Here is a 26940-nt window from a genome sequence, read left to right on the forward strand (position 1 = left end):
TGAACTATGATTACACTGATTTTAATGATTAACCTGAACCCTGATTACACGGATTTTTAAATCACAGTTAATCCTTCAATCCGTGTAATCAGGGTTCAGACAATCAAATTGCCCATTTAAGATAAACCGCTCCCCAAGTGAATCCGCCCCCGAAAGCGGCCAGAATCAGGTTGTCACCTTTTTTCAACACCGGTTCGTAGTCGAACAGGCAGAGCGGGATCGTAGCTGCGGTGGTATTTCCGTACTTATGAATATTGAGCATCACCCGGTCCATGCCAAGGCCCATGCGGTTGGCAGTGGCTTCAATGATGCGTTTGTTGGCCTGGTGCGGTACAAGCCAGGCGACATCGCTACCCGTCAGATGGTTACGCTCCATGATTTCGGCGGAAACGTCGGCCATGTTTTTAACCGCAAACTTGAAAACTGACGGCCCGTCCTGGTACACATAGTGCCAGCGTTTGTCGATGGTTTCATGCGTGGGCGGATACCGGCTACCACCGGCTTTCTGCACCAGGTGATTCTGCCCGGCCCCATCGGAACGAATGATTGAATCATAAATGCCGTTCCCCTCCGTATTGGCTTCCAGCAAAACCGCCCCGGCTCCGTCGCCGAACAAAACGCAGGTTGTCCGGTCGGTGTAGTCGACAATGGCCGACATTTTATCCGCGCCCACCACCACGACTTTCTTGTACTTTCCGGTTTCGATAAACTGCGAGCCAATCGTCAGCGCATACAAAAAGCCCGAACAGGCCGCCTGTATGTCAAAACTCCCGACAGCCCGAATGCCGGTCATGTCGCAGATCAGGTTCGCTGTCGACGGAAACACGTAATCGGGCGTTGTGGTGGCACAAATCAGCAACTCGACTTCCTCCGGCGCGGTCCCGGTTTTGGTCAGCAATCCTTCAACCGCTTTGGCGGCCATATGGGACGTGCCCAAGCCCTCACCTTTCAGAATATGCCGTTCTTTAATACCGGTGCGGCTGGTGATCCATTCGTCACTGGTATCCACCATTTTTTCCAACTCTGCATTGGTCAGGATGTAGTCCGGTACGTAGCCGTATACGCCTGTAATTGCCGCTTTACTGTTCATACTCGGGGGTACAATCAATTTGGAAAGATAAAAGAGAATAGATGAAAGACAATAGAGCCGCCGGGAGCTAAAATCCATGTGCCGGTGTCGTTGATCTTTTGTCTCATGTCTTTTATCTAGGGTCTGATTTCAACTTAAAGCCTGTGCAATTTTGGTATAGGCACCGGATTCAACCTGTTTTTTCGCCAGACTAAGCATATTTTTAATCGCTAAGGGCGATGAAATTCCGTGGGCAATGATCACGTTCCCGTTCACCCCGACAATCGGGCTGCCGCCCACGGATTCGTAATTGGTTTTGTCGATAAACTCGTGTTGTAAACCCAGGCCCTTGGTAATTTCGTACAGCGATTCCCCCATTTTGAACAGGATATTGCCCGTAAACCCATCGGTCACGATGACGTCGGCTTTATCGCGGAAGAAGTCGCCCCCTTCCATATTGCCGACAAAGTTAATTTTTCGGCTGTTCAGGAGCAATTGATAGGCTGCCTGTGCTACCAGCGAACCTTTCTGTTCTTCTTCCCCGATGTTCATCAGGGCAACGCGGGGTTTGTCGATTCCAAACGTATATTGGGCATAAATGGAGCCAATTTCGCCGAATTGTAGCAGCATTTCGGGCTTACAGTCGGCGTTGGCACCAATGTCGACAATAACGGCAAAACCGCCACTTAACTGGGGCACAAAACCGGCAATGGCGGGCCGCATCACGCCTTCGATGGCTTTGATGCTGAACAGCGCCCCGACGTGCATGGCTCCGGTGTTGCCGGCACTGCAGAATGCGTCGACGAGCTTGTCGCGTAAAAGTTTAAACCCAACTCCGATGCTGGAATTGGGTTTCTGCGAGAGCGCCTTGGTGGGGTGCTCGCCCATTTCGATCACATCTTCCGCATGGACAATTTCCAGACCAGAACCTGCGTAGTTGTATTTCTGAAGAAGGGTTTCAATTACCGGCTGTTTACCCACCAATACGATGGTAACGTCACTGGGTAATTCTCTGGTGGCCATTACCACTCCTTCCACAATGGCTTCCGGAGCAAAATCGCCACCCATAGCATCGACTGCGATTCTCATTGAACCAGGGTTGGGTACGCTGAATTGGTAAACGAACGTGTAAAAATACTAGTTGCCCGCCAATAAAAAAGTATTTCACGTTCATCCGGTCCAGATTCCTGTGAAATACTTGATGCCCCAACCTGCTGAAAGCGGTTTTCAAAAATCCAGAAAAAGCCCCTTCAGGGGTTGGGGGCTGATGTCTTAGGCGGTCGGTGCGTAGTTCTCGATAACGACCTTGCCTTTGTAATACAAATTGCCTTCGAATACGTGGGCTTTGTGCCGAACGTGAATTTCGCCCGTCGTGGCGTCGAAGGACAGGGCTTTCGCGGTCAGTTTATCGTGCGTTCTACGCTTGTCCCGCCGGGTGCTTGAATGTCTGCGCTTGGGATGTGCCATAACTTTAGTTAGTCAATTGTCAGTCGGTCCGTTCTTCCGCAGCCCAAACCGGCGCAGAAGCACGAACAAGAGTATTAATTATTAGTCAGTTTTCGTAATAAATCCCAGCGGGGATCAATCGGCGGTTCGCCTTCCTCCGCATCCGGTTCCGACGGCTCCGAGCGGTATACCACTTTGCCTTCCTGATCGTCGCTTTCCCCGGCTTCCTCATCCCGGAAACGCGGGTGCAGCTTCTTCATCGGCAACGATAACACAATGAAATCGAAGAGGTAACGCGCCACATTGATCTGCTGTGTATCCCACTGAATCAGCTCGATTTCATCGGTCAGTTCTTCGGTCCGGTCGGCGTATTTCAGAAACAACTGCTCCCGAATGTCGAACGGTTCGTCGAAAAGTTCCAGACTGCGGTCGCAGGTCAATTCCACCGTTCCCCGGATGTGGAAATTCAGTTGAATCATCGACGACGATTTGGTCAACACCAACTGCGTCTTGAATGATCCGCGCTGAATCAAATCCTGCTCCATGGCCTCGAAAAACGCGTCGCCCGATTCGAAATCAAATTCGTACGATTTGTTCTCCAGACTACTGATGGTGATCGTGTATTTCTGCAACTCCTTCACAACCGTCTCAAAAATAGTCCGCAAAGTTACGAACTTTTTCTGAACCATGAAAGATTAGTCCGTAATTTACAGTGACTTTGTCAGTAAAGAACCCTCCGACCGGCGGTAGAGAACGTAGCGCTCCAGCGGAACAGACACGGGTCGGTACCCGGCCCGCCGAAGCTCCTCCTCCTGCGCGACCCGGCAAACCGAATCGGTCAGGAAATAAGCCGGTTTTTGCGCCAGCGTGGTCATTTCGAGCCGGTTGTAGCGCTGAATGTAAGAATGTAGCAGCACACTCGCCATCATGTCGGGGCAAACGCCCAGCTTCGTGTCGGGCGGCACCACGGTGCCAATCCGGTAAACATCGCTCAAAATGGTCCGGTAACTGTGGTAGGGCGTTCCGGCAATTCGAATTCCGTAGAAAACCGTTGCCAGACAAGCCAGCCCGCCGAGTGCTGTCATGGTCTTCAACGCCGGTTTGGCAAGTGACCACGACAACAACAGCTTGGCCAACGACGGCCCCAGCCAGGCCGCCAGACCCAGCGCCATATACGGCAGTGCAATCACGACGTAGTAATCAATTTGCTTCGTCGTGACCATCATCGGCAGCGTTGTCGCTAGTCCCAAGCCAACATAAAACCAACTTGCTTTCGACAGCGATTGAACCGAAACTGATCCATTCCGCCAAAACCGGTTGAGCAACCAGACAAGGCCGATCAAGCCGAGCGAAGGAGCGATGTTTTTCAGCAACACCTGAACGATGTAGGTCCGGCCCAGCGGCCCGGCCGTGTCGGCAAACACTTCGCGCTTGCCGCTCAAAGCCGCCATTACCTGCTGGTTGAAGTATGCTTGCAGGAAAATCCGGGCCGGATCGTACAGCAGCAGCAGGGCCAGCAACCCGCCAAAACCGCCTGCCAGCACGAGCGTCCAACCAACTGCTTTTCCAACTTTTAACGGGCGGTCATACGCCAGGGTATACAGGCCAGGCACCGCCAGAACATGCAGACTCACTGGCCCTTTCGTCAGGAAAGCCGCCAGCAACGCTAACACCGCCAGAACAGCCGGGAGCAGCGGGCGGTTGGGATTTTGCCAGCCCGCTATTGTATATTTGACGGTCAGGAGGCAAAACAAACTCATCGTGACATCCAGATAATTCTGTTCGTAGGTCCATTCCGTCAGCGGGCAGGTAAACAGCAGCAAAACCGGCAACCACTCCCAACGGTGCAGCGGATGGGTGGCCGGAACAGCCTGCCGCCACAGTTGCACCATCAGGACAATGATGAGCGCAAAGACGACGAAGCAATACACCCGTTCGGTCGCATAACTGTCGCCGAGGAGCCGGAAAAACCACGATTGCAGGTAAAACAGCAGCGGGGGGTGTTCGTAAAACGTTTCCGTATGGTTGTAGGGCAACCAGAACGAACTGGCAAAAACCGGCGACCAGAATGAACCTTTACCAATTGCCATGTTCCGGGCAATGGCTGCGTAGGTCAGTCCATCGGCCCACATGCCTTCGCGTAGCAGCCGCCGGAACAGAACAAAAGCGCCCCAGGCCAGGGTGAAAAGCCAGCCGATCCGACGATAAGGAGCTAGTGGTGTCATTAATCCAGCAGAAAGAGACGGTAGGGGACGCATACCACGAGAAAGAATAAAAACAATGCCAAGTTACCGACTTACTAAATTTTTTCACACTATGTTATCGTATATAGGCCTTAATTACAGTTTCGTATGGAAATTTTAAGGAAGAATCGTTCCTTTTTTATAGTCTTTCTTTTTTTTCTTTTAGTTGTAGGTGGTTTGATGCTGATTTACAGCAAGACCGAAATGATGCAGTGGGTCAATGCCCGCAACTCACCTGCAGCCGACTTGTTTTTTAGGAATGTTACTTACCTGGGCGATGGTGCTTTTGCCGTCATCGTGACGGTTTTACTGGCTTTTCGGTCGTTTCGGTTTGCACTGATGGGAGCGGCTTCCTTTCTGCTCTCGACGCTGATTGCTCGCGTTCTGAAACAGCTTGTTTTTCCGGATGCCTTGCGGCCCCTCAAATACTTCGAGCATTCTGAATGGCAATACCGTGTCATCGAAGGGCTTGATATTCACAGTTATAACAGCTTTCCGTCAGGTCACTCCACGACGGCCTTTTCGGTGTTCTGTCTGCTGGCTCTGCTGGACGAGCGTAAGCAACGCGGCTGGTTTTTTGCGTTGCTGGCGGCTATTACGGCCTACTCACGGGTCTACCTCTTCCAGCATTTTGTGGAAGATATCTATGTCGGAGCGATCATCGGAACCGTTTCGTCCCTCGTCGTTTTTATCCTCCTGACCAGTCATTGGGAAAAATACCCCCGAAGCTGGCACGACCGGCGGTTGCATTTTTAAATGCAGCGTTCCGACGGGAAATTCAAGGTAATCTTAAAATAATGATAACAAGCCGGTAAATCCACGGGATTACCGGCTTTTACGTATACAGCCTCTGGAGACGCATTTCAAACCCGGATTAGGATGTTCATTATTTTGTAGATTGGTAACTTTGCCAAAAAAAAGGTTGTAGAAGTAGCCATATATCAATCTTTATTTGGCTTTTTGTTGAATTTTGTATTAAATATTGGCTGGTCTATCAGTAAAAATTCCCCCTTTTTGTAATTTCAGCTTGAAATACAAAGGTTATCAAAACTATGTCGCAACTGCCAGCCCTTGCTGATTCCGCTACGACTGCTTTGGCTCGGGGCATTCAGCATATCGGTGTCGGTAAGCAACAGAACCGGTCGTTACCGCCCGCTCTGCTGGACGAATGTCGCGAGGCTTTGCAGTCGGGCGATGCAGAACCGATTCTGGTTGGTTCGTTTTTAGGAGCCTTGCTGACAAAAGGACCTACCTCCGAGGAGCGTTCCCTGGAAACGGTTTATGGTAAAGGAGCCTTTTCAAATCCGGCTTTTTTCATCAATAAAGTTTGTCCGGATTTGCCAGCCAACCTGTTTCCGATTGCGACGAAGCTGCTAAAAGGCCATACGCTTCGCCCGAGTGAAGCGCATCAACTGGGTAACTTTCTGTTTCTGGAAGATGAATGCGAGACGTTCAAGGGAATGGCTGCCAGCATTCTGCGCATCCGGAACGAATCCAACGATGAATACAAAGGCCTGTACGAAGCCGCGATGGAAACCATCACCCCCGGTTTTCGGCAGTTGAGCTGCGTCGACCGCCCGCTGGTGCAACTCGCCGAACCGTTCGACGGTACGGATCATACCTACCTGATTACGCCCCTGCTGGCTCATTTTTTCGAGCAACGTGGCTATGGCACATTGTCGGTGGTGAGCCGGACACCGGGACCGAAGTACACGCTTAATGCGCATGATCTGTATCTGTATCTGGGTTGTCAGATGTTACAGAGTAACCACGAAATCAACACCCCGCCGGAGCCATTTGGCTGGGTACTGGATCAGAAGGCGCTGTCGCCCGCACTGAATCGCTGGGTCGACCGGCGTCGGGTGATGCTGAAGCGCCCATTTTTATCGACGCTTGAGCGCATTCTAAACCCGTGCAGTGCACGGATTTTGGTCACGTCGGTTTTTCAGGTAACGGCCCAGATGAAAATGGCTGAACTGGCCCTCATGGCCGATTTCGACGCGGTTATTGTGCTAAAACGCGGACTGGAGGGGAGCCTGGCACCGTCGACCAGCCGGGGAAGCGGGATTCTGTGCGCCGTTCGGACGGCCCGGGGGCATCTGTTTTACCAGCATTTTGATAGCAATCTGGCTTCGTTTGTCGGGTATCGCACCGAAAGTGACGATATTGTAACGAATCTCCAGGTGAGCGACAATGCCCGACTGGTCCGCGATTTCATGCAGGAAGGCGAAACCGGAAACGACGACTTCGACAACCGCGCCCGGTTCATGCAGGCACTCTTAAGCCGGGGAATGGACTGGATCGAAGGACAACTGAATGGGCAGGGAACGTATTAGAAATGAATAATGAACAATTAATAATGAATAACCAAGTTGCCTAATGGGTTGATTGTTAGCTTTGTTTGGGGCGAAAAACTTTCATGACCGCTTCGTGCGTCGTCAAATAAGGGCCGCCGATCAGGTCGATGCAGTACGGAATGGCCGGAAACACCACCGAAAGACACTGCTCAATGGCCGAGGGTTTGCCGGGCAGATTCAGAATCAGTGTCTGGTTGCGAATTCCGGCGGTTTGGCGCGATAAAATGGCCGTCGGCACGTACTTCAGACTTTCCTGCCGCATCAGTTCGCCAAAACCGGGCAGCATTTTCTGGCAAACCGCATCGGTGGCTTCGGGGGTTACGTCGCGGAGTGCCGGGCCGGTGCCGCCAGTCGTGACCACCAGACAGCAGCCTTCTGTATCGGCTAGTTCAATCATCGTCGCTTCCAGTTGCGCCACCTCGTCGGGAATGACGCGGTATACCGGTTCCCAGTCACAACTCAGGTAGCTGGTCAGCAAACTGACCACGGCTTTGCCCGGAATATCTTCGTAAATGCCCGCGCTGGCGCGGTCGGACACGTTAATCACACCAATGCGAATCGGAGTTGCCATCAACAACGGTTTTTGAATGAGGGAGCAAAGATACACGCGGCCGCGTAACGGATTGGGGAGTTTCCGTACTTTTGCAAACTCAACCTCAATGTCATGCCCCGCATTCCGTCGCGTTTGATTCCTTTTCTGATTGTTCTGGCCGGAGCCTTGTTCTATTTTCCGTTTCTGGGCCGGGTTCATCTCTTCGATTGGGACGAAATCAACTTCGCCGAGTCGGCGCGGGAAATGATCGTGACCGGCAATTACACCCGCGTTCAGATCAATTTTCAGCCATTCTGGGAAAAACCGCCCCTGTTTTTCTGGTTGCAGGTGCTGGCGATGAAAGTCTTCGGTATTGGCGAGTTTGCCGCCCGGTTTCCGAATGCGGTGGTTGGCGTCGTAACGTTACTGGTGCTTTATTCCATCGGCAAAAAAATCAGCAACGAACGGTTCGGGCTGCTCTGGGCGCTGGCCTATTTCGGGTCGCTGACGCCCCATCTGTACTTCAAATCCGGCATTATCGACCCCACGTTCAACCTGTTTATCTTCCTGAGTGTGTGGTTTATGGCGCGGGCTGTGGCGGTTTACGGTAGCGCGAAAGCGACCCGGCTGGCGGTTTTCTCCGGGTTATTTGTCGGGCTGGCGGTGTTGACCAAAGGCCCGGTGGGCGGTTTGCTGCTCGGGCTGACGTTTCTGGTGTATTGGGGTTTGCAACGCTTTCGCCCGATTCTGAGCTTCGGGAATGGGTTGGCTTTCTTCGGCTGTGCGCTAGTCGTGGCTTCGGTCTGGTTCGGGCTCGAATTGGTGAAGAACGGTTTCTGGTTTTTCGAGGAGTTTATCCGCTACCAGATCCGGCTGTTTTCGACGCCCGATGCCGGGCACCAGCAACCGTTTTACTACCATTTTGTGGTCGTGCTGTTGGGCTGTTTTCCCATGTCGTTGCTGGCGATTCGCGGTTTTTTCGCGGGCGTGGCCGATCCTGAAACGGACGGACGGAGTGAAACCGGACGGGATTTCCGGCGCTGGATGGTGATTTTGTTCTGGGTTGTCATGGTTCTGTTTTCGATCGTCAAAACCAAAATTGTGCATTATTCGTCGATGGCCTGGTTTCCGGTTTCGTACCTGGCCGCGACGGTTTTGTACCAATACATCGCCGGAAAACTGCCCTGGAACCGTTGGCTGACCGTCGGGATTGCGCTGATTGGTGGGGTGCTGGGTCTGTTGATGGCCGCGTTGCCGCTCGTCGGGATGCACGCAGCCGACCTGATTCCGCACATCAAAGACCGGTTTGCGGCCGCCAACCTGACGGCCCCGGTCGAGTGGGCGGGCTGGGAGTGGATCATCGGAACGGCGTATGGACTAGCCATTTTGCTGCTGCTGGTGCTGCGGCAACGGCGGCCGGTCGGGAGTATGATCACGCTGTTTCTGGCAACGCCCTTGCTGCTGTGGTTTATTTTACCAGCCGTAGTGCCCAAGATCGAACGCTACACCCAGGGCGCGGTGATTGATTTTTACGAAGCGAAACAGGGGCAGGACATTTACATCGAACCGATTGGCTACAAAAGCTACGCTCATCTCTTTTATTTCCGGAAAGAACCGCCGACGAACCCAAACAGCTACCGCGAAGACTGGCTCATCAACGGCCCGGTCGATAAACCGACGTACTTTGTCACCCGCAACATCAACATCGATCAATACCGCTACAACCCGAATCTGGAGATCATCGGCGAAGAAGCCGGTTTTGTGTTTCTGCGCCGAAAACCGGCGTTCAAGTGATTGAAAATGAAGCGGGGTTTTCAGGCAATTTGATGCCGGGCTTTCATGGATTCAACCGAGTTATGGACCAGTTGACGCAGCACATTTGTGTCGATGTCCTCTAATTTTTGAATGTACAGGCAGCCTTTGCCGGTTTTATGTTTGCCCAACTTTTGCAGCAACTCCTCCCGTTGGTCGAAGTTCGAACCCAGGTACAACGTAATGGCGTTGGCCCGTGACGACAGTCCGGTCAGTGGGGCATCACCTTCGTGCCCACTTTCGTATTTATAATGGTAACTCCCGAAACCGACGATGCTAGTGCCCCACAGTTTGGGTACTAACCCGGTTTCTGTCGTGATTAATTCAATAATGGCCGTACAATCACTGCGTCTTTTTTCGTTCGGAATGGCCTCCAGATACGCGGCTACGCTGCTGTCGGTTTCGGTTGTCTTATTTTTTGCCATAATCGTCCATTGGTATCAAGTGCTGTTCAAATGCCCAATCCATGCTAAAAAGGGGAAAAACCGCCCGGCCCGCTTGAAAATAGAACCTGATTTTAGATTTTAGGCAGCTAAAAGGTAGATTCGTCCCACGATTTTAAAGATGGCTAAAATGCCTTAACTTGTCAAGATGAAACAGATCTTCCTGGGTTTTACAGTGTGGCTTTCACTGGTGAGTGTTGGATGGGGCCAATCCGCCAGGTTGCCGCGCATCGCCATCGCTGGGCTGGGCATCGAGTCCAGTACGTTTTCACCGGCGGTCACGCACGAGGAAGCGTTTCATGCCCGGTACGGCGGGGAAGTCTACAATGCGTATCCGTTTATGATGCCGGTTTCGCCCCTACGGAAACAGGCTATCTGGGTGCCGACCATTGTCGGGAAGTCGCTGCCGGGCGGGGCCGTGACGCGCGAAGCCTACGAATCGCTGGTGAACAAAACGCTGGATTCGCTCAAAAAATACGCGCCTTACGACGGGCTTTATTTCGATATTCACGGCGCGATGAGCGTACAGGGCCTCGACGATCCGGAGGGCGATTTCATTACCCGCATCCGGCAGGTGATTGGCTACAAAACGCTCATTTCGACGTCGATGGATTTGCACGGCAATGTTTCCCAACGATTGGCTCAACATACCGACCTGATGACCTGTTACCGCCTGGCCCCGCACGAAGACGCCATGCAAACCAAGGAACGGGCCGTCGTTCGGTTACTGGAGCGCATTAAGAGTGGCAAAGGAAAACCAGCGTACAAAGCTTGGATTCCGGTTCCGATTCTGTTGCCGGGCGAGAAAACCAGCACGCGGATTGAACCGGGCAAAAGCCTGTACCAGCAGGTTGCGCCGATTGCCGATAACCAGGAGGGCATTGTCGACGCGGGCATCTGGATTGGGTACGCCTGGGCCGACGAGCCGCGCAACCACGCCGTGGTGATGGTGGTGGGCGACGATAAAACAAAGGTGACCCAATCGGCCGAAAAGCTGGCCACGGCGTTCTGGAACGTGCGGAACGAGTTCGATTTTGTGGCCCCGACCGGCACGCTGGATGAGGCCCTGGCGAAAGCGCTGGCGAGTCCGAAACATCCATACTTCATTAGCGACACCGGCGACAACCCGACGGCCGGGGGCGCGGGCGACGTGACCTGGACGCTTACCCAGATTCTGGCGCGGCCGGAATTTCAGAAAGTCGACGGCCCTTCGTTGATTTACGCGTCGATTCCCGATCCGGACCTGGTGAAACAGGCGATGGCGGTGGGCGTGGGCGGTCAAGTCGATGGCAAAGCCGGGGCGCGGGTCGATGCGCGGTTTGCCCCGCCGGTTCCAATCAAAGGCACCGTGAAATCCATTGTCAAGGGGGACCAGAATGCGGAGGTTGAGGTGGTCGTGAAAGTGGGCAGCGTCAATGTTATTGTTACCCAAAAACGAAAACCGTACCACAAGGAAGCCGATTTTACCCGACTGGGCCTCAAGCCCCGCGAATCCGATATTGTAGTCGTCAAAATTGGTTACCTCGAACCCGAACTGTACAACATGCGGGCCGACTGGATCATGGCGCTCACGCCCGGGGGCGTCGATCAGGATTTGTTCCGGCTACCGTACAAGCGGATTCAGCGGCCCATGTTTCCGCTCGATAAAGACATGAAAACGCCGGATTTAAAAGCCCGGCTGATACCGGTTTCGGGGGAAGGTAAGTAGGGCTTCGGGTAATTGATCGTGGACGTTTTTTCTGAAAATACGCTATTTCGCTCCCAAAACCAACGATTTGCTAATCGAAAGCCAATTGCAGAAATGCCGCCAGTTCCATTAGCCAGGCCACGCCGAGGTGGATGATGATGCCGCCCCAGATGCTGCGGGTTTGCAAGGCAATGACCCCCAGAATATAACCGCCAAAGATGGAACTGATCGTCTCGCCGGGCGGCTTCCCGAAGTGGATAAAGGCGTAGGTAATCACCATCGGAAAAACCGCCCCCCGGCCCAGCATCCGGGCCATGCCGATGACCAGAAAGCCCCGGAACATCAGCTCTGTGGGCACAAAATCCCAGCCGTAAGCCAGTTCATAGATCAGCGCCGTCACCCATTCGGGCACATTGAAAAACTCGTTGGCGCTGGTATCGCGGTAAGTCGGGTATGATTCCAGAAACGAGGGCTGGAAGGACGCGTAGGTAATCAGCGGCACCATGCAGAGCAGCAACACGAAATAAATTTGCAGGCCTTTCCATTTCGGGCGCATGCCGTAAAACCCGTTCAGTTCTTTTTCTACGAACCAATAAAACAGACTGAGTGGCAGAATAACCGTCAGCAACGACTGTAAATTGCGCAGGCAGTAGAAGGCAAACTGGTAAACCTGCCCGTCGAATACCGCGTGACTCCAGTCGTTAAAACCGTAAAAACCGGCGTACCAACTGTAAATGCCTAAACCCGCCAGGCTGTAGACCCAGAAATCCCGCCGTTGCCAGATGCCGGATTGTCCGTGAAACCGCGTCCACAGCGCAACGCCAGAATAATAGGCGAACGCATAAAACAGAAAGTAAAACAGAATCCGGATGTTCTGGCCCCGGTAGGCGTCGATGTAACTGTCTTCGAAATCCAGGTAATAATTGACACCGATGCAAACCGCCAGAAATCCGGCGGCCAAGCCGTAGAGATCGGCGCGGAAATCGGCTTTCAGGTGGTCGCGGAGGGAACGGAGCAGGGTACGCATAGCACCTCAAAGTTGGCAGGAAACCGTCGGCAAACCAACGCTCTTCCGTCGAGAAGTCTCATAAACGTGTTGAACCGTAACGGATCGTAGTTGAATTGTTGCCCTGAATAACCCCGGTGGGCTTGTTGGTTGGGAGGTTAGCGGGTTCCGGCCAGTTGGGTAATAAGCGGAGGCACTTCCGGTTCGCCCTTGAAAAAGGCTCCTTTCTTTCCCTGCGTCAGCGCCCAGCGGTGCAGCCACGAGATTCCGCCTTTGCCCATGTAGCGATCCGCCGATTGGTAGGCTTGATCGTTCAGGGCTTCGTCCAGCGATACAAAGGAGTAGCCGCTTTTTTCCAGTCGGGTGAGCAGTTCGCCCAGGTAAGCGGCATTGATCGTGTTGGCGTGCGTCAGGAGCGTTTGCGGGATCGGCCGTCCAAACAGTGAATCCGACTGCGCTTCGTAATACCGGACATAGGCCATCATGTAATCCAGGTAGTGCCGACCCACCTCGGCGGCTGCGGCCGTATCGCCTTTTAGCAGGGCGTTGTCGTAGGCTTGCGAGAACAGAAAATCGTAATTATCGACCGTCACGGGCGCTTCCCGGTATTTTCGGCGGGCCAGAAACCGTTCCAGCGAGTCTTTCTTGGCGGGCGTTTCGCCTTTTCGGAGGAACGGATGCCGGAAAAACCGGAATGATTTGCCCCGCTCCTCGACCAGTTGTTTCGTAATTTGTTCACCGCCAATTACTTCATTAAAATAATCCTGGATCGTGATGACGGTGTAATCTTTGTGCGAAAATGTATGATTTCCGAGTTCCAACCCAGCATCCAGCCAGATTTTTAGTACCTTGACCTGGTTTGAATCCGGAACGCCGTTGCGGTACAGCCAGCTTGATACCACAAAGCCGATGGCCGGAACGCGGTGGGCCGTAAAGTGCCGGATCAGCCGCTGGTTCATCTGGTATTTGCCATCCGGTGTCCGGTAATACTGCGTAACGCCCGGAAGATCATCGACCGTAATGACCATTTTTTTCTGGGCCTGAACCGAAAACACGAACGCCCAACTTGTTAGTAAAAGCCCGAGACGGGTTATAAATGCGGTTTTTAAGAACCGTTGTTTCATTCTATGCTTGTGTTCATTAGTACCCTAACCGCCGTTGCCATCCTTGTTCGTATCGTTTCGAGTCCCGTAGCCAACGTTTTCCAGAAACAATTAACCCAGCGCGAAGCCGAGCCACTGTTTGTTTCCTCTGCAACCTATGGTTTTTTGAGCGTATTGACAATTCCGTTCTGGGGAGAGCTGGATTTATTCCGGTTATCCGGCGCTTTCTGGGGAAATGTTCTGGTGTTTAGTGGGATTGGTGTGCTGGGGAATGTGTTGCTGATCAAAGCCATCCGAACCGGCGAACTGTCCGTTCTTGGTCCGATCAACGCCTATAAATCGGTGGTCAGCATGGTGTTCGGCTTGGTATTGCTGAACGAAATCCCGAGCTGGATGGGTGTGCTGGGCGTCACGCTGATCGTGGCCGGGAGTTACATCGTGCTGGGTTCGGGGCAAGACAATCGCCGGTTTTCCTTCGAACTCGTGAAAAAACCGGAAATTCAGTGGCGGCTGATTGCCCTGGTGTGCTCGGCCATCGAAGCGGTTTTTATCAAGCGCGCCATGTTGCTGTCATCGCCCACGACGACCTTCATCGGCTGGTGTGTGCTGGGGTTTCTGTGTTCGTTCGGCTGGATTCTTTTTTCGCTGCGAAACCGTTGGAAAACACAGGTTCGGATTTTGGCAGTCCAAAAAACAACGTATCTTGCTTTGTTTGTATCGGCGGGGTTGATGCAGTTTTCGACCAATACGGCCTTTGGCGGGATGCAGGTGAGCTACGTGCTGGCCCTGTTCCAAACCTCGGCCTTGCTGAACGTGTTGTTTGGGTATCAATTTTTTCAGGAAAAGCACCTGCTGCAAAAACTGATCGGTGCCGCCATCATGGTGACCGGCGCCGGACTGATTGTGGTGTTTAAATAACGTACCCACGGACTTTAGTCCGTGTGAGTTAATTTAATCGACCAGTTAGAATGAACTCCCAAAACACGGACTAAAGTCCATGGGTACTTTTTAACTATGAAAGCTGTCCTTTGCCATCAATACGGCCCACCCGAAAGCCTGACGGTGGAAGAAACCGCATCGCCCAAACCGGGTCCGGGTCAGCTCGTGATTGCGGTGAAAGCCTGTGGCGTCAACTTTCCGGATACGCTCCTGATTCAGGGCAAATACCAGTTCAAACCGCCGTTTCCGTTTTCGCCAGGGGGCGAAGTGGCCGGGATTGTCAGCGACGTGGGCGAAGGCGTCACGAACCTCAAACCCGGCGACCGGGTGTTTGCGCTCACCGGCTCGGGCGGTTTTGCCGAAAAAACGCTGGCCGTGAGCCACAAAACCTTTCGGATGCCCGACGGGATGGACTTCACGACGGCGGCTTCGCTCATGTACACCTACGGTACCTCCTACTACGCGCTGAAAGATCGGGCCGGATTACAGGCGGGCGAAACCCTGCTGGTGCTGGGAGCCGCCGGGGGCGTGGGGTTGGCGGCCGTCGAACTGGGCCGGACGCTGGGCACTACCGTCATCGCGGCCGCTTCGACCGACGAAAAACTCGAACTGTGTCGGCAGGCCGGGGCCAGCCAAACGATCAAGTACAGCCACGAAGACCTCCGCGAACGCATCCGGGCGATGACCGGCGGGCAGGGTGTCGATGTGGTGTACGATCCGGTGGGTGGCCCCTATACCGAAGCGGCTCTGCGCTCCGTCGGCTGGCGGGGGCGGTACCTGGTTGTCGGTTTTGCGGCCGGGCAAATACCGGCCATTCCGTTGAATCTGCCCCTGCTGAAAGGCTGTTCGGTGGTCGGGGTGTTCTGGGGCGCATTTGCCGAAAAACAACCGGCAGACAACCTGAAAAATGTCCGGGAACTCCTGGCGTTTTATCAACAAGGGCAAATTCGTCCGCATATTCAGGCCACGTATTCGCTCGACGAGGTGCCCCGGGCGCTGCGTTTGATGATGGATCGGCAGGTAATGGGAAAGTTCGTTGTTACTCCCTGAATGCGTAAATTTGACCCTGATTTAATAAGGTTAGAAGAATTGACAGGATTGGACGTAGACCGTCAGTTCTTTAAACTTTAAAGCGTTACGACTAAACACTTCACCACGTATGACATCATCCACATTAGAATTATCGGGACTAAATTTTAACCTTACCGAAGAACACCGGGCCGTGCAGGAAGCGGCCCGGGATTTTGCCCAACAGGAGTTGTTGCCCGGTGTGGTCGAACGCGATAATGCCGCCCGGTTTCCGGCCGAACAGGTCCGTCGCATGGGCGAGCTGGGTTTCCTGGGTATGATGGTTTCGCCCGATTACGGTGGGGGAGGCATGGACACGGTTTCGTACGTGATCGCGATGGAGGAAATCTCGAAGGTCGATGCGTCCAGCTCCGTCATCATGTCGGTCAATAACTCACTGGTTTGCTGGGGCCTCGAAGCCTTCGGTACGGAAGAGCAGAAACAAAAATACCTCGTTCCATTGGCGATGGGCGAGGTGATCGGAGCCTTCTGCCTGTCCGAACCCGAAGCGGGTTCGGATGCGACTTCGCAGCACACCACGGCCATCGATCAGGGCGATCATTACCTGCTGAACGGCACCAAAAACTGGATTACGAACGGCGGATCGGCCACGACGTATCTGGTGATGGCCCAAACGGATGTCGAAAAGAAACACCGAGGCATTAATTGCCTGATTGTTGAGAAAGGACAAGCCGGTTTTGTGGTCGGCAAGAAGGAAGATAAAATGGGCATCCGGGCGTCGGACACCCATTCGCTGATGTTTACCGACGTGAAAGTGCCGAAGGAAAACCGGATTGGTGACGACGGGTTTGGCTTTAAATTTGCGATGTCAACCCTGAACGGTGGCCGAATCGGCATTGCGGCCCAGGCGCTGGGTATTGCCGCCGGAGCTTACGAATTGGCCCTGAACTATGCCCAGGAGCGCCAGGCCTTCGGGAAGAAAATTTTTGACCATCAGGCTATCCAATTTAAACTGGCTGAGATGGCGACCAAAATCGAAGCCGCCCGGCTGCTGGTCTACAAAGCGGCCCGGCTGAAAGACGAGCAGAAAGATTTTGTGCAGGCTGCGGCTATGGCCAAATTATACGCATCGGAGGTGGCGATGTGGGCAACTACGGAAGCCGTTCAGATTCATGGGGGGTATGGTTATGTGAAAGAGTATCACGTGGAGCGGCTGATGCGCGACGCCAAGATTACGCAGATTTATGAAGGTACGTCGGAAATCCAAAAATTAGTCATCGCCCGTGAGCTAGTCAAATAGAACTTTTTTGCCGTTAGCACAATTTTTACAAAAAACACGCGCGATGCTTTATTGGTATCGCGCTATTTTTTTTATCTTTTGGCAAGAACGAATGTTGTATTAGATTTGTACAATTTATTAGATTTGTGCAACTTTGCAATATGATTCATGTAGATACATCACTTTCCCCATATGGAAGACTATAATAAAATAATCGAATCGCTGGGTGTGAAGTTCATCAAGGCGCGTAACATCCGCATTTTGCAGCCTATTACCATCAAAAACTATTACGACGTTGAAAATACGCTGACCGTTCTGTACAACGGCGAAGTATCGTTCGGCGAAGAGAAGGTGAAGGTGGAAACGGGCGACATGCTGTTCATCCCGGGCGGGAAACACATCACCGTCACCTATGGTGATGCGTCGCAGCCTAAAACCGTCACGAACGAAGAGTTCATGATTCATCGGGAGCAGTATTTCGAAGCCAACCGCGATCCGCAGAAAATCGGTAACATGCCGAATTCGTTCGGATACGTGTCATTCGAAGCGAAGGTATTCGACTCGGTGAACTTCTTCAACTCGCTGGACGTGCCCCCGTTCATCATCAAACGGGAGGATTCGCTGGTGCAGACGATCAACCAGATTCTGGCGGAAGACATGCTTGATACGGCGGGTAAAGGTCGGATTATCAAAATCAAAACCGAAGAAATCGTTATTGAAGTCATTCGCTACATTTTGAAAAACCGCCTGTTCGTCGAACAACTGGTGACCAATAGTACGTACTTCAAAGACCCGCGTCTGATTGACATCTTCGCGTACATCAAAGATAATCTGGGCGGTGATTTGTCGAACAAGGTGCTGGCCAACGTCGCCAACGTCTCGGAAGATTACGTCGGGCAGTATTTTAAGATGCTGACCGGGATTAATCCGCAGGACTACATCGAATACCAGCGGATGGAAGCCGCCGTCGGCTTGCTCCGGACTTCGAAGAAAAGTATCCGGGCGATTGGGGCCGAAGTGGGTTACAAAGATACCGCTTACTTCTGTCGCCGGTTCAAGATGATGTTCGGAATTCCGGCTGGTAAAATGCGCCGTCGGGAGTCGTTGATGAACGTCTAACCGAGACGTTATAAACCAATCAGGTGCGTACAGAACCAATCAAGGTCTTCTGTATGCACCTGATTACTTATTAGTATCTTACGCCAACTGCCGGTTCAGTTCCTGCACCAGCGAGGCAATTTCGGGGAGTAGTTCGGGATTTTTTTCGATGCCGTTGCCCACCACGATTACATCGGCTCCGGCCTGTAAAGCCGCCTGGGCGCGTTCGGCGGAGTTGATGCCGCCACCGACCACGATCGGCGTGTCGACGCACGAGCGAACGGCGGCAATCATTTCCGGATCGACCGGTCGCCGGGCGCCACTACCTGCATCCATGTAAATCAGTTTCAGGCCGAGCATTTCGCCTGCCATTGCCGTACAGGCCGCCACACCCGGTTTATCATGCGGAATTGGGGTCGTGTTGCTGATGTACGAAACCGTCGTTTGTGTTCCGCTATCGACCAGCATGTAGCCGGTCGGCAAAATTTCCAGACCACTTTTCTTCAGCAACGGAGCGGCAATAACGTGATGCCCGATCAGAAACTCCGGATTACGACCCGAAATCAGCGACAGCAACAGGATGGCGTCGGCACTGGGCTCAATGTGCAGGCTGTTGCCGGGGAAGAGGATAGCCGGAATATTTGTATACGTCCGGATCGTCTCAAGAACTTCACGCAGAATGAAGTTGGTTATCAGGCTGCCGCCCACAAAGAAGAAATCAACCCGGTTTTCGACGCTTCGGATCAGCAGGTCTTTAAACGCGTCTTGCTCGACCTTATCAGGATCGAGCAAGACGGCAAATGATTTCTGCCCTGTTTCCTTGCGGCTATACAGGGTATTGAGTAGCGAGTTACGGGTACCGGCCTGGTTCTGGTTGTGTGGTTGCATTATTCTGACGTAAACGCGAAATGAACTCAGTTGCCTGCTGCCGGGCCAGATTCGTCAGAATCGACGTCAGAATCCCGGTGATAGCGCCACTAATAGCCGATTTCTTGGGAGCTTCCTCGGCAGCTTTGGCGGCCCGGCGCGCATGGGCGCGGGTGCTGTTGGCTACGTAGGGTTCGTCTTCTTCGTAATCGTCAACCTCATACTCGTCCTCATCCGATTTATCAGACTTAGGAAGTAGGATGCTGGCAACCACGTAAGCGGCTAAACAAACTCCTGCTACCAACGCCACGGTTTTGCCGACTTCAGCAGCATCCTCTTTCAAGGCTTTGACGTTGGACTCAATCGAACTCTTGTACTGCTCGGTGGCTTCCATCAACTCGGCCCGACGGGCCGACGTATCCGAAAAGGGAACATTCGTATCCATAAAAAGAGCGTTCTAAAATTAGTAAAAAAATGGATTGGCTTACTACTTAGTTTACATTTGAGGACAATTACCGGGCATCACTCTTTCAAAGAAGTGCTTTCATTCAGTGACTTGCGGGTTTCGTTCATCAATTCCTGAATGGCTTCGGCCCGCTCTTCGGCTTTTTTCTCCTGCTGGTTTTTGAGCATATTGTACGTCATTTTGCGGAGCATATTCTCTACGGAGCCTTTGGCCAGTGCCCAGATCAGCGTCAGCAACAGGAAAAAACCGGCTACAATCAGGAAGCCTAAATACCGGCTATCCAACAGTTCATTGAGATAAGCGGCCAGCAGCGAGAACAGAAAAATGGTCGTGATGGTGGCCAGAAAACCGAGTACAATACCGTGAACGGCTTTCAATGCAATATTTTCAACCTGACTACGGGTTTCCAGTTTAAATAACTCGATCCGCGCTTCCAGGAATTTGAATATGCTTTCCCTGATTTCTTCTAATTTTTCTAACATAGCGGTTCGTCATTAAGAGCTACTGTATGTAGACCAAATCCGATCTATTTTGTTTGGAAAATTTTGCGTGCGAAACGGTTTTTCCCGTTGAAGCTACTGATTAGACGGAAAAATAGCGAATAGTCATACCGGGTTGGCAAAAAAAATCCCGCCCTGTGCTGGAGCGGGATAGAATGATGTATGATCGGAAGAATTAACTGCGTTTCAGCTTGGCTTCAATGGTTTGCTGCGTATGCGGAACGGCGCGCAGACGCTCTTTCGGAATCAGCCGACCGGTATCGATGCAAATACCGTAGGTGCCGTTTTTGATGCGGACCAGGGCCGCTTCTAGTTGTTGAATGAATTTTTGCAGACGGGCCGCCAATTGGCTTAAGTTCTCGCGTTCGCTGGTGTCAGCGCCGTCTTCCAGCAGTTTCGAGGTACCCGAGGTGTTATCCGTACCGCTATCGTTGCGTTTGCTCAGCGTCTCCTTGATGTAATTCAGCTCGCTGCGGGATGCCTCCAGCTTCTGGCTAATCAGCACCTCAAACTCTTTTAGCTCTTCTTCCGAGTACCTTTTCTTTTCTTCCTGAACCATCGTACTGATCAGCTAGTTAAGTGGGTGATTCTTTTGTCTGTCGATTAAACAACAAAATTACAACTCGATTGATTCTTTTTCAATCGTTAACGGCTACCGTTTAAAAAAAAGTTCAAAAAATAGATGTTGGCGGAAAAGATAGATTACCAATCAAAATTTGGTGCTTGACCGCTTGTCGGATGCGATGTTTGGTAGAAAAAATACTTAGGAATAGATGATTTTGATGAAAAGAATTTCACTAAATCATGAAAAAATAGTTCATAACATACATCGTTATGTTTTTTGGTAAGTTTGCTGTGGCACCACATCAGATTTGCCAACTAAAAAAATAGGATTATGGCTTACATAGAACCAGCTCCCATAAAAGATAAAGAGAACCCGCTCGAATCCATGATGTCGCGGTTCGACGCAGCGGCCCGTCTGTTGGGTATTACCGAAGAAATGTATTATATCCTGAAGGTACCGGCCCGGCAGGTAACCGTGGGATTGCCGATCACAATGGATAACGGGTCCATTAAAGTGTTTGAAGGCCACCGGGTTATTCACTCCACCATTCTGGGACCCTCAAAAGGCGGTATCCGGCTCGATCCGGATGTTTCGCTCGATGAAGTGCGCGCCCTGGCGGCCTGGATGACCTGGAAGTGCGCCGTGGTCGATATTCCGTACGGCGGAGCCAAGGGCGGTATTGCCTGCAACCCCCGTGATATGTCGGCGGGTGAAATTGAGCGCCTGATGCGGGCCTACACCGTCGCCATGCTCGACGTTTTCGGCCCCGACCGCGACATTCCGGCCCCGGACATGGGCACCGGTCCGCGCGAAATGGCCTGGCTGATGGATGAATATTCGAAATCACGCGGGATGACCATCAACGCCGTCGTAACCGGAAAACCGCTCGTGCTGGGTGGCTCGCTGGGCCGTACTGAAGCGACCGGCCGGGGTGTAACCGTGGCAGCTCTGGCCGCGATGGACAAACTCCGCATGAATCCCTACCGCTCAACGGCGGCTATTCAGGGTTTTGGCAACGTGGGTTCGTTTGCGGCTGAACTGCTGCACGAACGGGGCGTTACGGTCCTGGCGATCAGTGATGTGTCGGGCGGTTATTACAACAGCAGCGGTATCGACATCGGGGCCGCCATTGCTTACCGTAACGCTAACATAGGCACACTTGAGGGTTTCAACGGTGCCGAACGCATCACCAATGAGGAGTTGCTGGCCTTGCCGGTCGATGTGCTGGTTCCGGCAGCAAAGGAAGATGTGATTACGGCCGACAACGCCGATTCGATTCAGGCCCGGATGATTGTGGAAGGAGCCAACGGCCCCACCTCGGCCAGCGCTGACGACATCATCAACGAAAAGGGTATTCTGGTCGTGCCGGATATTCTGGCCAACGCCGGGGGCGTCACGGTTTCGTACTTTGAATGGGTGCAAAACCGCATCGGATACAAATGGACGCTCGACCGTATCAACCGCCGGGCCGACCGCAATATGAAAGATGCCTTCGACCGGGTGTTTGAAACCTCGCAGAAATACAAGGTGTCGATGCGGCTGGCGGCTTACATCGTCGCCATCGACAAGGTTGCCAGCACCTACAAATACCGGGGCGGTTACTGAGACGACCGTTCCCAAACATCCGCCGACTTCTGCGAACAACGGGCAGAAGTCGGCGGTTTTGTTTGGGAACTCAAAAGCAGCGTGTCATTGGCCTAATAACGTTTGTTTCGTACCTTCACCGCTCCAATGCTCGCTTTGCAAGCGCCCTTCATTTTCTACGCGTATGACAATCCACAAGGAAGGCTACCAGATTTTATTCTGGACCATCGTAATTTTGCTAGGAATCAACATCTTATCGATTTCCTACTTATTCAGCGGCAACGAAACCGCCATTACACTGGTCGTGGCCATCAGCTTGGTCTTGTTCCTACTGATCCTGCAGTTCTTCCGCAAACCGCGCCGGGTGACAACCCTGAACGATCAGCACGTGATTTCGCCCTGCGACGGCACGGTGGTGGTGATTGAGGAAGTCGACGAGCCGGAATATTTTCAGCAGAAGCGTCGGCAGGTATCCATCTTCATGTCACCGTTGAACGTGCACATCAATTTTCACCCGGTCAGCGGTACGGTTCAGTACGTTAAATATTACCCTGGCAAGTATCTGGTGGCCTGGCACCCTAAATCAAGCACCGAAAACGAGCGGACCTCGGTCGTGATCAAAGCAAAAAATGGGGCTGAAGTCCTGCTGCGGCAGATTGCGGGGGCGCTGGCCCGGCGGATTGTCTGGTATGCCAAAGAAGGCCAGCAGGTGCAGCAGGGCCACGAACTGGGCTTTATTAAGTTCGGTTCGCGGGTCGATCTGTTTCTGCCACTGGATGCCGAGGTGAAAGTGAAAATCGGCGAGAAAACGAAAGGCGGCATCACGGTGATTGCGGATTTGTAGTCAATGAGGATGTGACAAAACCGTCCGGTTTACGTCAGAAACAAGGACCGGTTTTTGTAACTTGTTCCTAAAGTCACCTGTGTATGAACACCGTACAGGAAGCCAAACGCTACATCGACAACGCCCGGGAGATTCTGCGGGAAAAAGCCAACAAAGAAGATGGCTATTACCAGGATACTAAGTACGTTAAAATGGCGGGGCATACGGCCTACGCGGGCGTGCTAGTAGCCCTGGATGTGTTGTTGGGCAAAAAAGGAAAAGGCCGCAAGGATGTCGATTGGTATAAGCAACAACTGGCGCGTATTGACAAAAAACTGTTGCATTCTTTCGTCGGCGTTTACGACACGCTTCACCTTTCAATGTCGTACGACGGCAATCCCTTAGCCAGTGTCGCAACAGCCGGATTGGCGGAGGCAGAAGCCATTATCCAGTGGGTCGAAAACCGCACAGCCGAAGCCTGATCTGGCATAAAGCCAGTCTTTTGTCTTTGCACTTTCTACTATTGTCTTAGTTGCGGGATTGCCCCCGCAAATTGTCACGATTACACCCCCTCGTTTCCTTCAAAATAGCGGATCTTTGCTTTGGAAAATCAGTAAACAACCAGTCTAACAAACGATCTGTAGTATGGAAAAGCAAACATTCAGTATCGCCATCGACGCACCCCGTGAAACCGTCTGGAACATTCTCTGGAGCGATGTGACGTATCCGCAGTGGACAGCGGCTTTCAGCGAAGGCTCCCGGGCCGAAACCGACTGGCAGGAAGGCAGTAAAGTCTTTTTTCTGGGCAAGGAAAATGAAGGAATGGTGGCTATCATTGCGACGAAGGTTCCTAACGAATTTATGTCCTTCAAGCACATCGGCACTGTCAATAAAGGCGTCGAAGACTTCGAGAGCGAACAAAGCCGGGAGTGGGCCGGTTCTCTGGAAAATTACACGCTTAAAACCGTTGACGGGAAAACGGAACTAACCGTTGAGATGGATATCGCCGACGAGTACAAAGATGACTTTGTCAAAACCTGGCCGCTGGCGCTGAAGAAAGTGAAGGAACTGGCGGAGCAGTGACAAAGTCCCAAGGTGCTTAAAACTGGTAATTATAACAAAAACCGCCCTGCTTCAGCAAGAGCGGTTTTTGTACCTATCTAATTATAAGTGGGTTACGAAGCTGTCTCCACCACCTCGCTGGCATATTCTTCCACTGGCAGACAGGCGCAGACCAGATTCCGGTCGCCGTAGGCGTTGTCGATCCGGCTGACGCTCGGCCAGAACTTGCGGGCTTTCACGTACGGCAGCGGGAAGGCGGCTTTTTCGCGGCTGTAGGGGCGGTCCCAGGCATCAGCAATGAACACACTCAGCGTGTGGGGCGCGTTTTTCAGCACGTTATTAGCTTTGTCGGCCTGGCCTTCTTCAATCTCGCGGATTTCGGCCCGGATGCTGATCAGGGCTTCACAAAACCGGTCGAGTTCGTCTTTCGATTCGGATTCCGTCGGCTCGATCATCATCGTGCCCGGCACCGGGAACGAGACCGTCGGCGCGTGAAAACCGTAGTCCATCAACCGCTTGGCAATGTCTTCCACTTCAACGCCCGCGGCTTTGAACGGCCGGCAATCCACAATCATCTCGTGGGCGCAACGGCCGTTTTTGCCCGTATACAGAATCGGGTAATGCGCTTCCAGCTTCGCTTTCAGGTAGTTGGCGTTCAGAATGGCGGTTTTGGTCGCATTCGTAAGGCCCTCCGCGCCCATCATGGCGATGTACGCGTACGAAATCGTCAGGATGCTAGCCGATCCGTAGGGAGCCGCCGACACCGCGTGAATGGCTTGTTTGCCACCGGTTTCGACCAGCGGATTGCCCGGCAGGAAGGGCGCCAGGTGCTCCACGACGCCAATCGGCCCCATCCCCGGCCCACCGCCCCCGTGCGGAATGCAGAAGGTTTTGTGCAGGTTCAGGTGGCAAACGTCGGCTCCAATGGTAGCCGGGCTGGTCAGACCGACCTGGGCATTCATGTTCGCGCCGTCCATGTAGACCTGTCCGCCGTGTTCGTGGATGATTTCGCAAATTTCCTTGATGGTTTCTTCAAAAACCCCGTGCGTCGACGGATAGGTCACCATCAGGCAGGAAAGGTCGTTGCTATATTGTTCAGCTTTGGCTCGCAAATCATCGACATCAATGTTACCGCGCTCGTCGCATTTCACGATGACTACTTTCATCCCGGCCATGACAGCGCTGGCGGGGTTGGTGCCGTGGGCCGACGACGGAATCAGCGAAACATTGCGGTGCCCGTCGTTCCGGCTTTCGTGGTACGCCCGGATCACCATCAACCCGGCGTATTCGCCCTGCGCCCCGGAGTTCGGTTGCAGCGAGACGGCGTCAAAACCGGTAATTTCGCACAGCCACTGGCTCAGATCGTCCACCAGTTTCTGATAACCGGCCACCTGCTCTTTCGGCGCAAAGGGGTGTAACCCGCCAAATTCCGGCCAAGTAACCGGTATCATCTCGGCCGTAGCGTTCAGTTTCATCGTGCAGCTCCCGAGCGAAATCATGGAGTGGACCAGCGAAAGGTCTTTTTCTTCCAGTGATTTCAAATACCGCAGCATCTGGTGTTCGGTATGGTGCGTGTTGAAAACCGGGTGCGTCAGGTAAGCCGATTGCCTGACGAGCCGCTCCGGCCAGGTGATCGCCAGCGTTGCTTTGGCGGCTTCCAGGTCGGCACAAACGCCGAACACATCCAGCAACTGCACGACATCATCCACGGTTTTGGCCTCGTCGAACGAAACGCTCACGCGCTCGTCGTCCAGATACCGCAGGTTGACGCCCGCCGTCCGCGCCGACTTCCGCAGCGACTCGACATCATCGACTTCAATCGTAACCGTATCGAAATAATTCTGTGTCTGTATCGTATAGCCCGTCCACCGCAGCGCTGTTACGAAGAGCTTCGTCAGGCCGTGAACCCGTTCGGCAATGGCCCGGAGCCGCTGCGGACCGTGGTAGACGGCGTAACTGCCCGCCATGACCGCCAGCAAAACCTGGGCCGTACAAATGTTGGAAGTGGCTTTTTCCCGGCGAATGTGTTGTTCGCGGGTTTGCAGGGCCATCCGCAGTGCGGGATTCCCCTGGGCATCGACCGAAACGCCGATGATGCGGCCCGGAATCTGCCGTTTGAACGCTTCGCGCGTGGCAAAGAAAGCCGCGTGCGGACCGCCGTAGCCCATCGGTACGCCAAACCGCTGCGACGAACCGACGACAATATCCGCACCCATTTCGCCGGGGGGCGTCAGCATCGTCAGGCTCAGCAGATCGGCCGCTACTGTCACAAAAACATTGTGCTCGTGGGCAGCGGCAATCAGGTCGGTATAATCGAACACCTCGCCATCGGACGCCGGGTACTGCACCAGCATCCCGAACAGATCGTCGTGCGTGACGTTCACCTGCTGATGGTCGCCCACCACCACCTGAATCCCCAGGGGCGTGGCACGGGTTTTGATCACGTCAATCGTCTGCGGGTGGCAGCGTTCCGACACGAAGAACGTCATGGCCGATTTTTTGGCCGCCGGACGCTGCGCAAACAGCACGTGCATGGCTTCGGCCGCTGCCGTGGCTTCGTCGAGGAGCGAGGCATTGGCGATTTCCATGCCGGTCAGGTCGATAACCACGGTTTGGAAATTCAGCAGGGCTTCCAGCCGTCCCTGGGCAATTTCGGCCTGATAAGGCGTGTAAGCGGTGTACCAGGCCGGATTTTCCAGTATATTGCGAAGAATCACATTCGGCGTGATGGTATCGTAATAGCCCGTGCCGATGTACGATTTATAGACTTTGTTCTGTTGAGCGAGCGTTTTGAAATCGGCCAGAAACCGGTGTTCCGACTTGGCTTCCGGCAGATCGAGCGGTTTTTCGAGCCGGATGCTGGCCGGAACGGTCTGGTCGATCAATTCATCCACCGAAGCAACGCCGATGGTTTTCAGGATGGCATTGGTTTGCGAAACGTCCGCGCCGTTGTGCCGGTCTTCGAAACGTTCCTGATAGTTTAGATTGAGCTTCATTGATGAAATTGTGGCAAATTTTGCACGCGGAAAT

At 53.1% G+C, this 26940-nt stretch carries 26 protein-coding genes; 12 read left to right on the forward strand and 14 right to left on the reverse strand.

Translation table 11 applies throughout. The annotated features are described in order from the left end of the window. Positions 1–103: 103 nt before the first annotated feature. The 5 genes from ACO2Q8_RS09885 to ACO2Q8_RS09905 all read right to left on the reverse strand — a co-directional run bounded on the left by ACO2Q8_RS09885 (position 104) and on the right by ACO2Q8_RS09905 (position 4740). A complete protein-coding gene (locus ACO2Q8_RS09885) occupies positions 104–1090 on the reverse strand; it encodes a beta-ketoacyl-ACP synthase III (RefSeq protein WP_423344639.1) in 987 nt (328 codons plus the stop codon). A 129-nt stretch (positions 1091–1219) separates the two neighbouring features. After that, the gene (gene plsX / locus ACO2Q8_RS09890; protein ID WP_423344640.1) at positions 1220–2158 is read right to left on the reverse strand and encodes a phosphate acyltransferase PlsX; all 939 of its coding nucleotides are present in this window, start codon (positions 2156–2158) and stop codon (positions 1220–1222) included. Between the two features lie 183 nt (positions 2159–2341). Beyond that, the gene (rpmF, locus tag ACO2Q8_RS09895; protein ID WP_038121838.1) at positions 2342–2536 is read right to left on the reverse strand and encodes a 50S ribosomal protein L32; all 195 of its coding nucleotides are present in this window, start codon (positions 2534–2536) and stop codon (positions 2342–2344) included. 74 nt (positions 2537–2610) lie between these two features. Beyond that, the gene (locus tag ACO2Q8_RS09900; RefSeq protein ID WP_423344641.1) at positions 2611–3204 is read right to left on the reverse strand and encodes a YceD family protein; all 594 of its coding nucleotides are present in this window, start codon (positions 3202–3204) and stop codon (positions 2611–2613) included. Positions 3205–3222: 18 nt separating this feature from the next. Further along, a complete protein-coding gene (locus ACO2Q8_RS09905) occupies positions 3223–4740 on the reverse strand; it encodes an ArnT family glycosyltransferase (RefSeq protein ID WP_423344642.1) in 1518 nt (505 codons plus the stop codon). Positions 4741–4938: 198 nt separating this feature from the next. Here ACO2Q8_RS09905 and ACO2Q8_RS09910 point away from each other — a divergent pair, with 198 nt between their 5' ends. Together ACO2Q8_RS09910 and ACO2Q8_RS09915 are read left to right on the forward strand one after the other, a co-directional pair. Then, positions 4939–5514 (forward strand): phosphatase PAP2 family protein, encoded by a 576-nt coding sequence (locus ACO2Q8_RS09910; protein ID WP_423344904.1) that lies wholly within the window; start codon positions 4939–4941, stop codon positions 5512–5514. Positions 5515–5810: 296 nt separating this feature from the next. Then, the gene (locus ACO2Q8_RS09915; RefSeq protein WP_423344643.1) at positions 5811–7094 is read left to right on the forward strand and encodes an anthranilate phosphoribosyltransferase; all 1284 of its coding nucleotides are present in this window, start codon (positions 5811–5813) and stop codon (positions 7092–7094) included. 55 nt (positions 7095–7149) lie between these two features. On the opposite strand, the gene mog is transcribed toward ACO2Q8_RS09915, so the two are convergent. Beyond that, on the reverse strand, positions 7150–7686 hold the full coding sequence (gene mog / locus ACO2Q8_RS09920) for a molybdopterin adenylyltransferase (RefSeq protein ID WP_423344644.1): 537 nt from the start codon (positions 7684–7686) through the stop codon (positions 7150–7152). Positions 7687–7779: 93 nt separating this feature from the next. On the opposite strand from mog, the gene ACO2Q8_RS09925 reads away from it, so the two are divergent. After that, entirely contained in the window at positions 7780–9441 is a 1662-nt protein-coding gene (locus tag ACO2Q8_RS09925) for an ArnT family glycosyltransferase (RefSeq protein WP_423344645.1), read from the forward strand. 20 nt (positions 9442–9461) lie between these two features. Here the strand turns inward: ACO2Q8_RS09925 and ACO2Q8_RS09930 are convergent, their stop codons facing one another. Then, positions 9462–9884, reverse strand: coding sequence for a DUF1801 domain-containing protein (locus ACO2Q8_RS09930; RefSeq protein ID WP_423344646.1), 423 nt, complete (start codon positions 9882–9884; stop codon positions 9462–9464). A 166-nt stretch (positions 9885–10050) separates the two neighbouring features. Between ACO2Q8_RS09930 and ACO2Q8_RS09935 the strand changes: the two genes are divergently transcribed. Beyond that, positions 10051–11610, forward strand: coding sequence for a M81 family metallopeptidase (locus tag ACO2Q8_RS09935; protein ID WP_423344647.1), 1560 nt, complete (start codon positions 10051–10053; stop codon positions 11608–11610). Between the two features lie 70 nt (positions 11611–11680). On the opposite strand, the gene ACO2Q8_RS09940 is transcribed toward ACO2Q8_RS09935, so the two are convergent. Then, positions 11681–12616 carry a CPBP family intramembrane glutamic endopeptidase gene (locus ACO2Q8_RS09940; protein WP_423344648.1) on the reverse strand — a complete coding sequence of 312 codons (936 nt, stop codon included), beginning with the start codon at positions 12614–12616 and terminating at the stop codon, positions 11681–11683. A gap of 137 nt (positions 12617–12753) precedes the next feature. Then, a complete protein-coding gene (locus ACO2Q8_RS09945) occupies positions 12754–13719 on the reverse strand; it encodes a polysaccharide deacetylase family protein (RefSeq protein ID WP_423344649.1) in 966 nt (321 codons plus the stop codon). 3 nt (positions 13720–13722) lie between these two features. Here ACO2Q8_RS09945 and ACO2Q8_RS09950 point away from each other — a divergent pair, with 3 nt between their 5' ends. The 4 genes from ACO2Q8_RS09950 to ACO2Q8_RS09965 all read left to right on the forward strand — a co-directional run bounded on the left by ACO2Q8_RS09950 (position 13723) and on the right by ACO2Q8_RS09965 (position 18064). Next, a complete protein-coding gene (locus ACO2Q8_RS09950; protein WP_423344650.1) occupies positions 13723–14616 on the forward strand; it encodes an EamA family transporter in 894 nt (297 codons plus the stop codon). Between the two features lie 96 nt (positions 14617–14712). Next, entirely contained in the window at positions 14713–15687 is a 975-nt protein-coding gene (locus ACO2Q8_RS09955) for an NADPH:quinone oxidoreductase family protein (RefSeq protein ID WP_423344651.1), read from the forward strand. Between the two features lie 109 nt (positions 15688–15796). Further along, positions 15797–16966 (forward strand): acyl-CoA dehydrogenase, encoded by a 1170-nt coding sequence (locus ACO2Q8_RS09960; RefSeq protein WP_423344652.1) that lies wholly within the window; start codon positions 15797–15799, stop codon positions 16964–16966. A gap of 171 nt (positions 16967–17137) precedes the next feature. Further along, positions 17138–18064, forward strand: coding sequence for a helix-turn-helix domain-containing protein (locus ACO2Q8_RS09965; RefSeq protein ID WP_423344653.1), 927 nt, complete (start codon positions 17138–17140; stop codon positions 18062–18064). A gap of 78 nt (positions 18065–18142) precedes the next feature. Here ACO2Q8_RS09965 and ACO2Q8_RS09970 read toward each other — a convergent pair whose 3' ends face one another. The 4 genes from ACO2Q8_RS09970 to ACO2Q8_RS09985 form a co-directional block, all read right to left on the reverse strand. Continuing rightward, a complete protein-coding gene (locus tag ACO2Q8_RS09970) occupies positions 18143–18931 on the reverse strand; it encodes a geranylgeranylglyceryl/heptaprenylglyceryl phosphate synthase (RefSeq protein WP_423344654.1) in 789 nt (262 codons plus the stop codon). Further along, a complete protein-coding gene (locus ACO2Q8_RS09975; RefSeq protein WP_423344655.1) occupies positions 18894–19355 on the reverse strand; it encodes a hypothetical protein in 462 nt (153 codons plus the stop codon). The genes ACO2Q8_RS09970 and ACO2Q8_RS09975 overlap by 38 nt, the downstream gene beginning before the upstream one ends. A gap of 77 nt (positions 19356–19432) precedes the next feature. Then, complete coding sequence (locus ACO2Q8_RS09980; RefSeq protein ID WP_423344656.1) at positions 19433–19858, reverse strand: phage holin family protein; 426 nt, start codon at positions 19856–19858, stop codon at positions 19433–19435. 193 nt (positions 19859–20051) lie between these two features. Continuing rightward, complete coding sequence (locus tag ACO2Q8_RS09985) at positions 20052–20435, reverse strand: TraR/DksA family transcriptional regulator (protein ID WP_423344657.1); 384 nt, start codon at positions 20433–20435, stop codon at positions 20052–20054. A 336-nt stretch (positions 20436–20771) separates the two neighbouring features. On the opposite strand from ACO2Q8_RS09985, the gene ACO2Q8_RS09990 reads away from it, so the two are divergent. The 4 genes from ACO2Q8_RS09990 (at position 20772) to ACO2Q8_RS10005 (ending at position 23931) form a co-directional block, all read left to right on the forward strand. After that, a complete protein-coding gene (locus ACO2Q8_RS09990) occupies positions 20772–22046 on the forward strand; it encodes a Glu/Leu/Phe/Val family dehydrogenase (protein WP_423344658.1) in 1275 nt (424 codons plus the stop codon). Positions 22047–22209: 163 nt separating this feature from the next. After that, positions 22210–22869, forward strand: coding sequence for a phosphatidylserine decarboxylase family protein (locus ACO2Q8_RS09995; protein ID WP_423344659.1), 660 nt, complete (start codon positions 22210–22212; stop codon positions 22867–22869). A gap of 83 nt (positions 22870–22952) precedes the next feature. Beyond that, a complete protein-coding gene (locus ACO2Q8_RS10000) occupies positions 22953–23330 on the forward strand; it encodes a DUF5618 family protein (RefSeq protein ID WP_423344660.1) in 378 nt (125 codons plus the stop codon). 163 nt (positions 23331–23493) lie between these two features. Continuing rightward, positions 23494–23931: an SRPBCC family protein gene (locus ACO2Q8_RS10005; RefSeq protein ID WP_423344661.1), complete on the forward strand. Its 438-nt coding sequence runs from the start codon at positions 23494–23496 to the stop codon at positions 23929–23931. A gap of 92 nt (positions 23932–24023) precedes the next feature. On the opposite strand, the gene gcvP is transcribed toward ACO2Q8_RS10005, so the two are convergent. After that, positions 24024–26906: an aminomethyl-transferring glycine dehydrogenase gene (gcvP, locus tag ACO2Q8_RS10010; protein WP_423344662.1), complete on the reverse strand. Its 2883-nt coding sequence runs from the start codon at positions 26904–26906 to the stop codon at positions 24024–24026. Positions 26907–26940 lie beyond the last annotated feature (34 nt).

The sequence above is a fragment of the Larkinella sp. VNQ87 genome (genome assembly GCF_049445795.1).
GTDB lineage: Bacteria > Bacteroidota > Bacteroidia > Cytophagales > Spirosomataceae > Larkinella.

What these genes read in the sequence shown, in the direction of transcription:
- ACO2Q8_RS09950 (WP_423344650.1), top strand. Translation starts at nt 13,723, where the DNA reads ATGCTTGTGTTCATTAGTACCCTAACCGCCGTTGCCATCCTTGTTCGT.
- ACO2Q8_RS09885 (WP_423344639.1), bottom strand. Translation starts at nt 1,090, where the DNA reads ATGAACAGTAAAGCGGCAATTACAGGCGTATACGGCTACGTACCGGAC.
- gcvP (WP_423344662.1), bottom strand. Translation starts at nt 26,906, where the DNA reads ATGAAGCTCAATCTAAACTATCAGGAACGTTTCGAAGACCGGCACAAC.
- ACO2Q8_RS09935 (WP_423344647.1), top strand. Translation starts at nt 10,051, where the DNA reads ATGAAACAGATCTTCCTGGGTTTTACAGTGTGGCTTTCACTGGTGAGT.
- ACO2Q8_RS09915 (WP_423344643.1), top strand. Translation starts at nt 5,811, where the DNA reads ATGTCGCAACTGCCAGCCCTTGCTGATTCCGCTACGACTGCTTTGGCT.
- ACO2Q8_RS09940 (WP_423344648.1), bottom strand. Translation starts at nt 12,616, where the DNA reads ATGCGTACCCTGCTCCGTTCCCTCCGCGACCACCTGAAAGCCGATTTC.
- ACO2Q8_RS09960 (WP_423344652.1), top strand. Translation starts at nt 15,797, where the DNA reads ATGACATCATCCACATTAGAATTATCGGGACTAAATTTTAACCTTACC.
- ACO2Q8_RS09905 (WP_423344642.1), bottom strand. Translation starts at nt 4,740, where the DNA reads ATGACACCACTAGCTCCTTATCGTCGGATCGGCTGGCTTTTCACCCTG.
- ACO2Q8_RS09930 (WP_423344646.1), bottom strand. Translation starts at nt 9,884, where the DNA reads ATGGCAAAAAATAAGACAACCGAAACCGACAGCAGCGTAGCCGCGTAT.
- ACO2Q8_RS09985 (WP_423344657.1), bottom strand. Translation starts at nt 20,435, where the DNA reads ATGGTTCAGGAAGAAAAGAAAAGGTACTCGGAAGAAGAGCTAAAAGAG.
- ACO2Q8_RS09990 (WP_423344658.1), top strand. Translation starts at nt 20,772, where the DNA reads ATGGCTTACATAGAACCAGCTCCCATAAAAGATAAAGAGAACCCGCTC.
- ACO2Q8_RS09945 (WP_423344649.1), bottom strand. Translation starts at nt 13,719, where the DNA reads ATGAAACAACGGTTCTTAAAAACCGCATTTATAACCCGTCTCGGGCTT.
- ACO2Q8_RS09980 (WP_423344656.1), bottom strand. Translation starts at nt 19,858, where the DNA reads ATGTTAGAAAAATTAGAAGAAATCAGGGAAAGCATATTCAAATTCCTG.
- ACO2Q8_RS09975 (WP_423344655.1), bottom strand. Translation starts at nt 19,355, where the DNA reads ATGGATACGAATGTTCCCTTTTCGGATACGTCGGCCCGTCGGGCCGAG.
- plsX (WP_423344640.1), bottom strand. Translation starts at nt 2,158, where the DNA reads ATGAGAATCGCAGTCGATGCTATGGGTGGCGATTTTGCTCCGGAAGCC.
- ACO2Q8_RS09910 (WP_423344904.1), top strand. Translation starts at nt 4,939, where the DNA reads ATGCTGATTTACAGCAAGACCGAAATGATGCAGTGGGTCAATGCCCGC.
- ACO2Q8_RS10005 (WP_423344661.1), top strand. Translation starts at nt 23,494, where the DNA reads ATGGAAAAGCAAACATTCAGTATCGCCATCGACGCACCCCGTGAAACC.
- ACO2Q8_RS09925 (WP_423344645.1), top strand. Translation starts at nt 7,780, where the DNA reads ATGCCCCGCATTCCGTCGCGTTTGATTCCTTTTCTGATTGTTCTGGCC.
- rpmF (WP_038121838.1), bottom strand. Translation starts at nt 2,536, where the DNA reads ATGGCACATCCCAAGCGCAGACATTCAAGCACCCGGCGGGACAAGCGT.
- ACO2Q8_RS09995 (WP_423344659.1), top strand. Translation starts at nt 22,210, where the DNA reads ATGACAATCCACAAGGAAGGCTACCAGATTTTATTCTGGACCATCGTA.
- ACO2Q8_RS09900 (WP_423344641.1), bottom strand. Translation starts at nt 3,204, where the DNA reads ATGGTTCAGAAAAAGTTCGTAACTTTGCGGACTATTTTTGAGACGGTT.
- ACO2Q8_RS09965 (WP_423344653.1), top strand. Translation starts at nt 17,138, where the DNA reads ATGGAAGACTATAATAAAATAATCGAATCGCTGGGTGTGAAGTTCATC.
- mog (WP_423344644.1), bottom strand. Translation starts at nt 7,686, where the DNA reads ATGGCAACTCCGATTCGCATTGGTGTGATTAACGTGTCCGACCGCGCC.
- ACO2Q8_RS09955 (WP_423344651.1), top strand. Translation starts at nt 14,713, where the DNA reads ATGAAAGCTGTCCTTTGCCATCAATACGGCCCACCCGAAAGCCTGACG.
- ACO2Q8_RS10000 (WP_423344660.1), top strand. Translation starts at nt 22,953, where the DNA reads ATGAACACCGTACAGGAAGCCAAACGCTACATCGACAACGCCCGGGAG.
- ACO2Q8_RS09970 (WP_423344654.1), bottom strand. Translation starts at nt 18,931, where the DNA reads ATGCAACCACACAACCAGAACCAGGCCGGTACCCGTAACTCGCTACTC.